The organism is Puniceicoccaceae bacterium, from assembly GCA_040224245.1.
GTDB lineage: Bacteria > Verrucomicrobiota > Verrucomicrobiia > Opitutales > JAFGAQ01 > JAKSBQ01.
In genome coordinates this window covers 1-12,995 of sequence record JBEGIR010000034.1, presented here as the reverse complement: position 1 = coordinate 12,995, position 12,995 = coordinate 1, and the positions used below count along the sequence as shown (strand labels likewise).

Genomic DNA, 12,995 nt, shown 5'->3' with positions numbered 1-12,995 from the left:
TCAATCCAATCCTTCGATTCTCGATCTTGACGCCTATGTCGTCACGGGAACGAATTTTGAAAAAGTGGATGCCGCACGGGTCATTCCTGTGTCCACAATCTCTGCGGATGAAATTGATTTGCGGCAAGCATTCACACCGATGGAAATGCTGACGGCACTTCCACAGGTAACGAGCATGCCCGATAATGAAACCCGCCTTGGTTCGTCGGGTGCACGCGGAGATCACACCAGCATCAGCCTGCGTTCCCTTCGTTCAGACAGCACACTCATCCTGATCAATGGACGCCGACTGGTTGCAAATCCGATGACCACGGCACTGCAACACAACGTCAACATCAACCACCTGCCGACCCAAGGAATCGAACGCATCGAAATTCTTCGTGATGGTGCTTCATCAATCTACGGATCAGACGCGATTGGTGGGGTGGTTAATTATGTACTGAATCGCGATTTCAGTGGCACAGAAGTGAAGCTGCGCTTTGGCTTCCCAGAGCATGGGGGAGGGGCGCAGAGCCAGGCATCCATCGCATATGGAACTCAGTTTGAAGGCGGCAAAGTGCGGTGGTTCAGCAATCTGGATGTGCTCTATCGCGATGCAATCTTTCTGACCGAGCGCGACTTCAGTGCGAGTGCGGACCAGAGTCATCGCGCCCCTGCGCCGTTTGACACGCCGACGGGTCCCTTCAATCGCAGCTCTGCGAACAGCCTTTGGCCGCGATTTCGTGTGCTCCCTGCGGAAGGTAACATGTATTTTCGTCCCATTGACGGCACACCAACGCTCACAGGTCAGGCGCCCAACCGAACGAACGATTCGGACTATTATCTTGATATCAACGCCTACGGCATGGCGCATCCTCGTACCACACGTGCGAACCTCTTCAACCTCTTGGAAGTGGATTTGACAGATTCGGTAACGCTGTTCGCGGAACTTGCGTATTATCGATCGGAATCGCGCATGCGCAGGCAGCCGATGTGGTTGAACGCACCGGTCACCGACTACCTTGCGATCATGGCGATGGATAACCCCTACAATCCCTATGGTTCGCACTTTTATCATCCCGAGGCGTTAACCAATGCGGACGGCAGTGCTCGACTGCAGGGTACACCGAGCGAATTGGGATTGCTTTCACTGACGGTGCGGGACCTCGGGGCGGAGGACGTGCGCACGGAGGCAGATGTATACCGCATCCTGGCGGGGTTGAAAGGACAGCTGGGGCAAACCTGGACCTGGGAAAGTGCAATCTTTCGCAATCAGGTAAAGGGCAAGGATCGTGCCCACAATGACGTGCGTGAAAGTCTGCTCCAGCAGGCACTGCTTCGCACCGATGCGAGCGCGTTCAACCCGTTCGGCTACACCTTTCGTGTAGAGAATGGTGCCGTTGTGGCAGACCAGGCCTATACGAATCCGGAGTCGGTCGTGGAGAGTTTTGCAGCGGTCTATGGCCGGGATGCGGAGGCGTCCATCACCAGTGTCGACTTCAAGACATCGGGTCGTCTTCTCCGGGGCTGGGCTGGAGACATTCAACTCGCGGCTGGAGGTGAATATCGGGAAGAGGAACTGGAGGACATCCGCCCACCGTTTGGTGGACTCAATCCAGTCGAGAGCGGACTGGATCCGGAGAACAATGATTTCCTGTTGCATCCTCCCCGTCCTGACGTATTCGGTGACCGTTCCGTTTGGAGTGTTTATTCTGAATTGGCAATCCCGGTGGTGGACCCTGAGCGTCGATGGACGCTGTTGCGCTCGATGGATGTCAGTCTCTCTGCGAGGCATGAGCACTACAGTGATTTTGGAGGAACGACCAAACTCAAGTATGGAGTGAACTGGAGTCCAAGTGAGTCGGTGATGGTGCGTGCTTCGGTCAATGAGGGATTCAAGGCACCGAGCTTGTCTGCACTCTACACAACCACACGATGGACGATATCAGGTGCCCCGGGCACCGTGGACTCTTACCGCAATCCTGTTCTGAATGAAGGACCCTACATCAACCGTACTCAGTTTGGTGGAAATCCGGAACTCAAGGCTTCGGAGTCCGAGGGATTTACCTATGGAATCGTGATCGATGTTCCCGGGATTGAGGGATTGCGAATCTCGGCGGATTATTGGAAGGTGGAGCAGACCGATATTGTGGGACAGCGCTCGGAAGCGGAAATCCGCGCCAGTGATACGGCACTGCTCAATGCATTCATCGCACAGGAGCTTGCGCGTGGAGTCTCCATTGATCAGATCGACCTTGGCAGTGGAACAGAACGGTATCAGGGTGATCCTGACATCATCCGCTTTGCGCCGACGGAAGAGGACCGTCTTGGATTTGCGAACTACAATGCGCAGAATCCGTCGGATCCGAAAGCGGTAGTGGGTCGCATCTTTCAGGTGGATCGTCCGTTTGTGAATCTCAGTGGTTCCGAAGTGTCAGGTTGGGATTTTGCACTGCGCTATGCATCGAGCGAACAATCCTTTGGACGACTTGTGTTGAGTTCGGAATGGAGTCACCTGGAGAAGTCGGTGGCAACCCGGTTTTTTGCAGATCGTGGTGAAGTTGTGACCAACCATTTGGAAATGGATGGTGCCGCCAAATGGAGGGGCACCACCTCCATCAATTGGTATCAAGGGCCCTGGTCGGCCGGACTCGGGATCTATTACATTGGTTCGACCCTGACCGGAACGACGACCAGTGAGGCGAACTATGAATCGCTGGGTCGCCCAAGTTACCTTCGGCCTCATTTCTCCGAAGGTCGCACAACCTACCGTTTTGTTCTGGGTTCGGTGACAACCTTTAATCTCAATTTCAGTTATCGTTTTTCTGAGGATGCATCGAAGTGGTTGAGGGATTCCACCCTGCGCCTTGGAGTGGTCAATCTCACCGACAAAGAACCGCCGCTTGCGGCGAACAATTTTGGTTACGACCCGGGAGTACACGGGCACCTCATCACGGGGCGTATGCTGACGCTGGAGCTGACAAGGCGTTTCTAGGCCTCAAGGCTCCTGTGAAAACCGGAGCTCATTTCAGATGAATCAATGCACTCCATTTGCCTGGGAAGGTTTATTCCCGGGCAAATGAGGCATTGGTAAAACTCAGGCTGCATTCGCCAAGGCAGAAACGGTGGATTTTCCCGTATCCTGATTCGCGTTGGATTGGCGGAAAATCAGGGTTGGGGTGTGTGTTGTGTTGAGGATGCGCATGACAGTTGGCGATGCCCGACGGTTGCGCTGTGCATTGTGGCTCAGAATCATCAGGTCGGGCTGCAGCTGCTCTTCAAAGTGCCGAATGCCTGCACAAGTCTGATTGGCAGTTGCAACACGCCAGGTGCAGTCAACTCCGATGGAATCGACCTGTGCGCTCAGGGCACGCATCTTGTGATGTGCAGACTCTGTGAGCAATTCGGTTGACGCGGCCAGTTTTGAGTTCTGGCGATACCAGGAAAGTGGAATCCGCACGGAGTGGAACAGAAAAAGGTGATTGATTTTGCGGGTTTTTGCCAGATTGGCGCCGATTTGCACACATTCCACGCATGAGCTGCTGAAATTCACAGGAACCATGATTTTTCGAAAGTGTGGGGTCGCACTCGGATTGACCCACAGGATGGAACAAGGTGCACCCGTTATCAGTGTTTCAGTTTCAGAGGCGGGAAAGGTTCCCGCATTTGCGAGAATCAGATCGCTCCGGTCGTGTGCTGCCACTGTGCTCAAACGAGTAGCGGATGGGGATTGCAAAGCGACAGTCTCCGAAATACGGAGAATCACACTCGACGCCGATGCATCTGCCGACAAAGCCAGTGAAGTGGCAAGTTTAGATTCGGTAGGGTACATCGTAGCTGATTCACTCTCGCTACTCTCACTGGGCTGCTTCATCACCCATAGGATGCGCTCGGATTCACAGAGCATTGCAAAGTTGGCAACGTAGCGAATCAGGGTCAGGTCGGATGGGGTTCCATGCAGGAAAACCAGCATGCGTTTGAAGCGTTTCATCGGTGGGATTGTTCTCTCAGAAGGGTGAACGAAAGAATCCTGTCCTTTGATTGCCGAAATCGAATTCAGGAAAGTTTTTTGACAAGATATATCTGTGATTTGCCTGCAACCGTTCGAAGGATTCAGTTCGGCTAAGGTTGACAATGCTTCGTTTGCTTTGAAACTGATGCGTCAATCGCATTTTAACCGAAGCAGGCAACCCCAATTACCCCCATTTGCATGAGTGATGTATCTTATTTCGCAGGCCTCGACATCGGAGGCAGCACCTTAAAGTCCATGCTGATTGATCAGTCTGGAGAACCTGCAGGACCCATGGTGGAAATTCCCAGCTGTGTTCAGGAAGGATACCGTCGCACCTTTTGTCAGCTGGAGGAATCCCTTCGCCTGCTTTCGGAACAAAGCGGGATACATCCCGATGCCATTCGCGCAGTCGGGCTTGACGTGCCTGCACCCTGTTCAAATGGGGTCATTTGGGGGAAGTCCAATCTTTCGGAAGACTGGGTCGGTACGAACATCGAGCAGGAGTTTTCAAAAGTGATCGGCAAGCCGGTGATGATGACCAACGATGGCAACGCGGCTGCTTTTGGGGAATGGCTGTATCGCAAGGAACGAGAGGGGGGACTGCTCTTTGTTGCACCGGGTACAGGACTCGGGGGAGGACTCGTGCTTCCCGGTGGGGTCATGTATACTGGAACGAACGGCCTGGCACTGGAGGTCAGTGATATCAGCGTGCCGTTTGTAGAAGAGGACGGAACGGTGCCAGCCGATGCCAATGGACGCACGCATTGCCTTGAAGCCTGGGTTTCCCTGGTCGGACTGCGACGCACGCTCCAGATCCAACTCAGTCAGGACCGACACACGAACCATCCGCTGAATCAGGAAGATTCCACCATCGTGCAAAAGGCCTTCAAACTGCGTGAGTATGCGGAGCAGGGTGATGCATTGGCGATTGAGATCTTCCAGAGGCAGGCTCACATCCTAGGCTATGGACTTGCGGATTTGGTCAGTCTTTTTGATCCTGGACTCATCGTGATTGGAGGTGGACTTGCGGAGACTCAATTTCGAGATTGGTATCTCGAGTCAGTGGAGGAAGGATTTAAGAAACGGGCCGCTCCATTTTACCAGAACAGCCCGCTGCCTCCCTACGCAAAAACCACCACCTTTGAATGGGCCATCGGAGGCGACGCGAGTGCTGCCTACGGAGTTGCCCGCAGTGCCATGGATTTGATCTCAGACTAGGGCTATGCGACAGGTTTTGGACAGGGTGAACACGGCACCACCTTCGGGGTGATGGTTGACATCAATGCTGATCCCCAGACGTGACGCCATGGCCTGGACGATGAACAGACCGAGTCCTGTCGATGTTTCACCTCCGGTGGGTTTGGCGGAAAGGCGTTGGTATTTGCCATACATGTTTTGCAAATCTTCCTCGGAGAATCCAGGACCCGCATCGCGCACCGAAACGCTGATGCGGTCTTGATCGAGGCAACTCTTGATTTCGATTTGAGAATGTGGGGGGCTGTATTTGATGGCATTGCTGACCAGATTGCCGAGTGCGATGTTCATCCAGGCCTGCTTGCCTTCAACTGTCGTGTTGCAGTTTGGGTCCAGCGCCAGGCACAGCTCGATGTGTTTGGCCTGTGCGATGCGTCGGAAACGCTGCACGACGGTGGAGATGCATTGATTCCAGTGCATTGGTTCCAGATTGCGGGTGCTTTCCATGCTTTCGACATCGCGAAGTTCGGAGAGGTTCTGGATGAGTTCCATCATGGATTCGGAACTGCTTGTGATCGCGTCAAGACAGGATTGGCGATCCGCTGCATCAATACCTTCATTTTTGAGCAATTCACACATTCCGGTGATTCCGTGAACGGGGGTTCTGAGGTCATGCGCAATGATATCGAGGAATTCGTTGCGCTCCTGGTTCAGGGATTCAAGTTTGTGGTTTTGATTGCTAAGCTCACGGGCATTCTGTTCGAGTGTTGCCTGCTGTTGTTGCAATTTTTCCTGAGCCTGAATCAGACGAGTATTGCGTTCTTCGAGACCGCATTGATACCTACGAATAGAGCCGATGCAGAGCAGGGCAACCGCAACGGTAGTGACTGCCGCGATCAAGAGGTTCATCAGCAGTGTTTTCCGCAGGGGAGCGAGCAGGATGTCTTCAGATTGTTCGACTATGAGATACCAACCCAATTCGGGGACAAAGCGACTGTTGAGGAAAACGTGGGAACCGTCACGCTTGTATCGGATACGAGTTGCTTCCTTTTGAAGCAAGTCCGGAAGATGGGGACGCAGTTTCTTGATGTCGGAGAGATTTTCTGTGGTTGAATTACGCCCCTGGGAGTCGAGCACAATCCCGCCATCAGGGTCAGCAAAAAGAATGTGGCGGGAGTAGCGGGATTCGTAGCTCTTGATCAACTGATTGACCCGCTCCAGCGTCAACCCGACTCCGGTTGCTCCGATGAATCTGCCATCGTAGTCCAGCACACGATAGTTGACAAAAACGGTCATGGCATCGTTGTTCGCCATGTCGATGTCGACATTGATTTCAAACGGAGTCTCCATGGAGCGTACCCGGAAATACCACTCATCCCGTTCTTCGGATTCGTTGACCTGTTTGAGAACCTGTGCTGCGTGATAGTAGTTTCGACTGAGTTCACTGATCAGGAAGGCCGTGACGGTCTGGTATTCTGTTTTGATTTCGGAGAGGTAGTTGATGATGCGGGAAGGATCGCTTTCACCCGCCAGTATCCAGTCTCGCACGAAAGTATCGGTTGCCATGACGGAGGAGATGAATACGGGTTTCAGCAGATCCCTCTGAATCTCGGAGTAGATGTTGTCAGAGGTGAGAGGCAGTGCACTGTCGGTGATGGTTTTTCGCACATTTTCTCTGGAGACCCAGAAACTGCCCAGGCTACTCAAGACAAAGCCTGTGAGCAATATCATGCAGACCCACAATGCCCACTGGCGGGGCATGGGATTGGGACGGGAACGAAACGGCATGGGCATGTCGCGAAGATCGGCAAATTGAGCTGTGGCTTGACTCGGAAATGAGGGAAATGGAGACTGTGAACATGACGGTCGCATGGAAGTTCTTTCTGGGACGTGGGTTCCTGCTGTTGCTGGGAAATTTTTCCTTGTTGGCGGAACTGCAAACGGAGACGTTGCAGTGGGGACCGGCATTGCTGAAGAAGCCCTCAGTATGGTTTGCCTCTGTGCAGGCACGCGAGGCGGCGGATGCGGTGCTGACCTACCAGTCGGAGCATGGGGCATGGCCGAAGAATTGGAATTTATTGGAACCGGCAACGGATGCTGTGCTGGAACAGCTTGAAGCGAAGGGTCATTGCAATACCATCGACAACGGTGCGACCATATTGCCAATGCGCTTTCTGGCCAAGGTGTATGAAGCGACAACAACGCCACGGGATGCCGAAGCATTTGAACGAGGTTTGGGCTATTTGCTGAAGAGCCAGTATGAAAATGGTGGATTTCCTCAGTTTTTCCCATTGAGAGGGGACCGCTACTATTCGCAAATCACCTACAACGACAATGCGATGATTCGGGTGCTGGAATTATTGAAGTCAGTGGCCGAACGTGAAGCACCCTATGACTTTGTGGATGAGGTGCTTCGCGTGAGTGTGGAGGAAGCCTTGAATCGTGGCATTGATTGCATCCTGAACACCCAGATTTGGCAAGATGGACAGTTGACGGCCTGGTGTGCCCAGCATGATCGCGAGACGCTGGAACCCGCATGGGCGCGTGCATACGAGCCACCATCGCTCTCGGGGTTCGAGTCGGTTGGCATTGTGCGATTTTTGATGTCTCTTGAAGAACCCTCCCCACAGGTAAAAGAGGCAGTGCGGGGAGCTGTGGAGTGGTTGCGCACCGTTGCGATCCATGGAAAACGGCTTGAGAAGATCAGGCAACCGGATGGGCGCTTGGAGCGGGTGTTGATTTCGGATCCAGAGGCCCCGCTACTATGGGCGCGCTTTTATGAATTGGAGACGCATCGCCCCATCTTTCTGGATCGGGATTCGGTCGTGCGGTACGATTATGCGGAAATCGGCTATGAGCGGCGAAGCGGATACAGCTTTTTTGGCACCTGGGCTCAGAATCTGTTGGAGAAGGAATACCCGCGCTGGGCAAGTGTACACGGGGTGATGGATTGACGGGCTTGGGTGCTGCGACCTGTGGGATGTTGGGTATTCGGTCGGTTTTGCAGCTCGGATCAGGTGATTGACAGACGGACGTTTTGGCGGCTTGCGACAAGCACAAGCCCTACGGTTTCATTCTGGTTATTGGAAACCTCCAGACGCTGCGCTTGTGTCGTCTCCCGCTTGTGGAGCGGGATCCTCGGTACGAACCAAGGTTCTCATCCAGTCGTAGCAACTCCACGAAAGTAAAAAAATGGTCGGGACGACTGGATTGGCGCTGCGCTTGTGTCGTCTCCCGCTTGAGAGCGGGATCCTCGGTACGAACCAAGGTTCTCATCCAGTCGTAGCAACTCCACGAAAGTAAAAAAATGGTCGGGACGACTGGATTCGAACCAGCGACTTCTACGTCCCGAACGTAGCGGTCTACCAGACTGACCTACGTCCCGACTCAAAGGGATCATTTTTGGGTGGTTTCGAATGGGAAGTCAACCCCACGCTCCTAAAAAATGGGGAATTTCGATAAGCTCATGGGATGGGCTGCAGTAGCACAAAGCCTACAGATTGCACGATGAATTTCGGGAAAGGACGCATGAACTTTTAAAATTTTGCAGATAGGTCGACCTGAATCAAATCGACGTCAGATGCATCTGCAACCTGACTCCTCCAGTTTGATCGAATCGCCTCGCTACTCAAGTAGGTGAGTTCGAATTTCACACTGTCCGAAATCATGTAGGAACCACTGAGTATAAATCCCTTTTGGTTGAGGCGATTTTTTCCGAAATCTGAATCACTGAGGTTGGGGGTAATGGCTGCAGCGCCGAGGTAGCGGTATTCGAGTGAGAGCATCCAATCCCTTGCATTTCGATTACTTCCGATGCGGTAGGCGGTTTGGAGAAAGAGGTTGTTGGAATCGCGAAGCAGTGATCCTGAGAAGTGAGTGGGACGATAGGGGCTGCGCAGATCAAGGATAGCGTCATCCCCTTTCAGGTTCATGCCAACTGCTGCACTGAGCTGTTGAGGCGTATTGCGGTAATGAAACTTCCACTCCACGGGAAGTGCAACAAATGCCATGTTGCGAAAATAGGGGATGTGATTTTCATTGCTGGGAGTATTCCCGCCTTCGGCGATAGAGCTGGAGGTCGTACCCCCGCTCTCTACCAGGATGTAGGGGGCGATGCGCAGGTCTGAGCGCAGACCGAGGTGGTATTGGTATTCAGCCTGTGCAACGAAGAGCCAGCGGTCGCGCTCAGCACCAGTCCTGTCTTCCCTGATCTCGTCGATGAGGTATTGTCCGGCGCGCAGTTTTAACCAGTGATCGCCTTCATAGATCCAGCCCATTTGCTGGGTGAAGCCCTCAGGATTGATGTCACTGTCCCACACTGCAGAAGGCATCATGAACGGGTGTTTTTTCTTGCCAACCGTGAAGTTGATCAAATCGGCAAACGAAGTGCGTGAACTGTAGTCGAGGTAGACCTGGCCGAGAAAGAGATCGTCTCCCTCCTTGTCAAAATACCCACCGAAGTCGGTGTTGGTGGAGTCGGAGTTGTCACTGGTTTCCACCTGAATACCGGTGCTCCAGCCTTCAGAAAATTTATAGAACCAGCCCATTTTGAGGCGATATCGCCAGCGGTTGCGCTCCTTCGCATCGGATTGTCCCTGAGCGCGCACACTTTCGTGCTGGTAGCGTGTGCGCAAGTCGGCCTCGACCCGGAGTTGCTTGACCTTTTCGGGCAGGGAGAGTTTGCCTGCCGGGGTGGCGGCATACTCCGTTGACAATTCTGCTCGCAGTTCCTCCGCTTCTTCGGCAGTGATGATATCCTTTTTGATCAGCAGCTCAATGAGCGGTCCGAGTTCATTTGCGTGCAGAGTTGCACTGGAGAGGGACAAGCCAACGCCGAGGGCGCAGAGCATCAGGTTTCGAATGGAGCGCATGGTTGCCAGTTATTCGGTTCAATAACGGTTGTTACACAGGAGATGATACCGTCGTGGGATTCGCATGTTTTGTACCCAGTCACAGGATTCTGCAACGTGAAAACGCAGGCAGGCCGGTCATGACAACGAGTGGCGGATCAAGTCACGGGCTTGCTGCCTTCATGAACTGCAGCGATGGAGAAGGTGAGGCCCTTCATGCGGATGTCGGTAAATCCGGCAGCTTCGAGTTCGGCAGCGAGCTTTGCTTTTTCGGGGAATGCCTCAATGCTTGAGCCAAGGTATTCGTAGGCATCTTCGTGACCTGTGAGTTTGCCGGAAATTCGGGGAATGATGTGTTTCAGGTACCAGTAGTAAAAACCGCGAATCCATCGGTCGGGCTGGGTGAATTCGAGCACCAGCAAACGACCACCGGGGCGCAGCACCCGAAGTATTTCAGCGAGACCCCTCGCCCGGTCCTCGAGATTGCGCAGTCCGAATGCGATCGTGACCACGTCAAAGGAATTGTCGTCCATGGGCAGGTTGAGACAATCTGCTTGTTGGAAGGAAACCCGCTCAGCTCCCCGACGTGTCGACTGCTTCTGCATGGCCTGTTCAAGCATCGGCTGGCAGAAATCGGTCGCAAGGATGTGTTGGGCGGATTTCACCTTGCGCGCCAGTGTGAAGGCAACATCTCCGCTTCCTGTCGCGAGGTCGAGCAGATCGACGGGGTGACTGGCGGAGACGCGCCGTGCAAGGTAGCGTCGCCATCCCACATCTATGCCGGAACTCATGACCCGGTTGGCGAGATCATAGGATGGCGCAATGTCGCTGAAGAATTTGTTTACGGCCTTTGCTTCGGGCATGGTCTGAAATGCAGTCGCGGGAATGATGTTGCCGATTGCGTTCCCGGGTTTTAACGGGATGCGTCCTCGGACGGTTCTGAGGTGTCAGCGTTTTTGAAACTCTCCACCACCCACTTGGAGATGACATTGTCGGTCTGTTGGACAAAGGTGGAATCGATTTCGAATCGGGTTCGTCCTGTGTTGCGCGCAATGATTTTCAGACCGTGCTGGGCGTCGCTGAAACAGACTTCGCAAGCCGAGTAGATCGACTGACGCTCCTGCTCTGCCAGTGATGCGAGTGCAGCAATTGCATCATCATTGAACTGCAGCTCGAGATCGAACTGGTTTTTGAATGCAGCAGCGAAGCGTTCCACATCCTTTCGATGAACCTCCGCCATGAGGTGAAGGTTGTCGCGAAGCAGTTTTTCGAGTTCGGAGCGCGGATCCTTCAGGGTGGCTTCGGTCACTTCAAATGAGCGAATGCCGGTTGAGGGCAGCTCAAACTTGAAATCACGGAACAGGCGTTCGAGCACCGTGAGAATGCCTCTGGCTCCGGTTTTTTGTCCGTGCGCCCGGCGTGCCACCTCCAGAATGGCTTCGGGATTGATATCGAAGTCGATACCAAATCCCTGAAAGTCCCGGTGATACTGCTTGAGGATACTGCCTTCAGAAGTGGTCATGATTTTTGCGAGATCGGAAACGCTCAGCGGATCACAGGCAACGCGCACGGGCAAACGCCCCACAAACTCGGGTTCGAAACCGTAGTCAATGAAATCGCGGGTTTCGGCTTGTTGAAGGGCCTGATTGAGGGCTGCATCGGATTTGTCGGGGTTGGCATCAAATCCGATCTTGGTGGCGTTGAGACGTTTTTGAATATTCTCTGCCAGCTTGTCGAAGGCGCCACTGACGATGAAGAGAATGTGTCGGGTGGAAATGGTTCCCTTTTGACGATTCCCCCCCATCACGGCCTGCATCTGAGCCATGATATCGGTGGGGCTGAACTGGCTGACCTCGGTGTCTTCCATGATCTTGAGCAGATTGATCTGCACACCACGACCCGATACATCCTTGCCTCCCGAACTGCCACCCGCGTTGGCGATTTTGTCGATTTCATCAATGTAAATGATGCCATACTGAGCCAGGTCGATGTTGCCATTGGCGACCTTCACGAGATCCCTGACAAGGTCTTCCACATCAGCGCCCACATATCCGGTTTCCGAAAATTTGGTAGCGTCGGCTTTGACAAATGGAACACCAATCAGTTTGGCGATGGTGCGCATCAGGTAGGTTTTTCCGACACCGGTTGGTCCGAGCAGCAGGATGTTCTGCTTGTGGTATTCCTCACGCCCAAGCTGTGGATCTTCAATACACTTGCGAACATGGTTGAAGTGATCGCAGATCGCGACGGAAAGAACCTTTTTGGCTTCATCCTGGCGGATCACGAAACGGTTGAGGTAATCGGTGATCTCCTTCGGTTTCAGGTTGAACTCGCGGATTTTCTTAAGAATGGCCTGATCTTTTGCATCCTGATCACTGGGTTTTGGGTGTGGACCCTCTTTGGACGGACCTGATGCGGCTCCCGGGTTCAGAAAGGAAGGCATTGCCGAGGACCCGGATTGACCCTGAAACATGCTCTCCAATTGTCGTTTCAGTTCATCGAGAGGGTTTTCTTTTTCCTTATCGTTCATAAAATTCAGTTGACAGTTGAAAAGACTGACGATTCCATTTTTGTTAAAGATTTCTGCGTGAATCATTAAGGTAATTTCCAAAAACTCAATTCATGGCTTCGAACTTAACCAAACGCGACATTGTATTGGAAATCTACGAGAAGACAAATTTCCCGCAGAAGGAAGTCAAGGAAACTGTCCAGATGACGCTTGACGTGATTGCGAAGGCAATCGGCGAAGGACGCAACGTTGAATTGCGTAATTTTGGGGTATTCCAGATTCAGCAGCGCAAATCCCGCGTGGGCCGTAATCCCAACAAGCCGGAAAAGGATGTCGTGATTCCCAGCCGCGCTGTCATCAAGTTCAAGGCAGGCAAGGAGCTGAAGGTTCTGCTTGAAAAACTGAACAAGGATAAGCTTGCGTAATTGAGCCAGGTTTTTACGCCTTGGGT

Annotated in this window: 9 protein-coding genes and 1 tRNA gene; 4 read left to right on the top strand and 6 right to left on the bottom strand. The window is 53.1% G+C overall.

From position 1 onward, the window contains the following. A partial coding sequence (locus tag ABQ298_06045) for a TonB-dependent receptor (protein MEQ9823926.1) occupies nucleotides 1-2,974 on the top strand: 2,974 nt, incomplete at its 5' end. A gap of 102 nt (nucleotides 2,975-3,076) precedes the next feature. Here the strand turns inward: ABQ298_06045 and ABQ298_06040 are convergent. Then, a complete protein-coding gene (locus tag ABQ298_06040; GenBank protein MEQ9823925.1) occupies nucleotides 3,077-3,970 on the bottom strand; it encodes a universal stress protein in 894 nt (297 codons plus the stop codon). Between the two features lie 219 nt (nucleotides 3,971-4,189). Here ABQ298_06040 and ABQ298_06035 point away from each other — a divergent pair, with 219 nt between their 5' ends. Then, the gene (locus ABQ298_06035) at nucleotides 4,190-5,209 is read left to right on the top strand and encodes an ROK family protein (protein ID MEQ9823924.1); all 1,020 of its coding nucleotides are present in this window, start codon (nucleotides 4,190-4,192) and stop codon (nucleotides 5,207-5,209) included. Here ABQ298_06035 and ABQ298_06030 read toward each other — a convergent pair. Beyond that, entirely contained in the window at nucleotides 5,201-6,973 is a 1,773-nt protein-coding gene (locus ABQ298_06030; protein MEQ9823923.1) for a sensor histidine kinase, read from the bottom strand. The two genes, ABQ298_06035 and ABQ298_06030, sit on opposite strands and share 9 nt — an antisense overlap. 56 nt (nucleotides 6,974-7,029) lie before the next feature. On the opposite strand from ABQ298_06030, the gene pelA reads away from it, so the two are divergent. Then, complete coding sequence (gene pelA / locus ABQ298_06025) at nucleotides 7,030-8,139, top strand: pectate lyase (protein ID MEQ9823922.1); 1,110 nt, start codon at nucleotides 7,030-7,032, stop codon at nucleotides 8,137-8,139. A gap of 354 nt (nucleotides 8,140-8,493) precedes the next feature. Here pelA and ABQ298_06020 read toward each other — a convergent pair. The 4 genes from ABQ298_06020 to ABQ298_06005 form a co-directional block, all read right to left on the bottom strand. Then, nucleotides 8,494-8,570 (bottom strand) — tRNA-Pro (locus ABQ298_06020). Nucleotides 8,571-8,721: 151 nt separating this feature from the next. Beyond that, the gene (locus ABQ298_06015) at nucleotides 8,722-10,056 is read right to left on the bottom strand and encodes a putative porin (protein ID MEQ9823921.1); all 1,335 of its coding nucleotides are present in this window, start codon (nucleotides 10,054-10,056) and stop codon (nucleotides 8,722-8,724) included. Between the two features lie 137 nt (nucleotides 10,057-10,193). Then, complete coding sequence (gene ubiE / locus ABQ298_06010; protein ID MEQ9823920.1) at nucleotides 10,194-10,898, bottom strand: bifunctional demethylmenaquinone methyltransferase/2-methoxy-6-polyprenyl-1,4-benzoquinol methylase UbiE; 705 nt, start codon at nucleotides 10,896-10,898, stop codon at nucleotides 10,194-10,196. A gap of 50 nt (nucleotides 10,899-10,948) precedes the next feature. After that, entirely contained in the window at nucleotides 10,949-12,565 is a 1,617-nt protein-coding gene (locus ABQ298_06005) for an AAA family ATPase (protein ID MEQ9823919.1), read from the bottom strand. Nucleotides 12,566-12,657: 92 nt separating this feature from the next. Here ABQ298_06005 and ABQ298_06000 point away from each other — a divergent pair, with 92 nt between their 5' ends. Beyond that, nucleotides 12,658-12,969 (top strand): HU family DNA-binding protein, encoded by a 312-nt coding sequence (locus ABQ298_06000; protein ID MEQ9823918.1) that lies wholly within the window; start codon nucleotides 12,658-12,660, stop codon nucleotides 12,967-12,969. Nucleotides 12,970-12,995: the final 26 nt, after the last annotated feature.

Coding starts and splice junctions, on each gene's coding strand:
- ABQ298_06015 (MEQ9823921.1), bottom strand. CDS start 10,056: ATGCGCTCCATTCGAAACCTGATGCTCTGCGCCCTCGGCGTTGGCTTG.
- ABQ298_06005 (MEQ9823919.1), bottom strand. CDS start 12,565: ATGAACGATAAGGAAAAAGAAAACCCTCTCGATGAACTGAAACGACAA.
- ABQ298_06040 (MEQ9823925.1), bottom strand. CDS start 3,970: ATGAAACGCTTCAAACGCATGCTGGTTTTCCTGCATGGAACCCCATCC.
- pelA (MEQ9823922.1), top strand. CDS start 7,030: ATGGAGACTGTGAACATGACGGTCGCATGGAAGTTCTTTCTGGGACGT.
- ABQ298_06000 (MEQ9823918.1), top strand. CDS start 12,658: ATGGCTTCGAACTTAACCAAACGCGACATTGTATTGGAAATCTACGAG.
- ABQ298_06030 (MEQ9823923.1), bottom strand. CDS start 6,973: ATGCCGTTTCGTTCCCGTCCCAATCCCATGCCCCGCCAGTGGGCATTG.
- ubiE (MEQ9823920.1), bottom strand. CDS start 10,898: ATGCCCGAAGCAAAGGCCGTAAACAAATTCTTCAGCGACATTGCGCCA.
- ABQ298_06035 (MEQ9823924.1), top strand. CDS start 4,190: ATGAGTGATGTATCTTATTTCGCAGGCCTCGACATCGGAGGCAGCACC.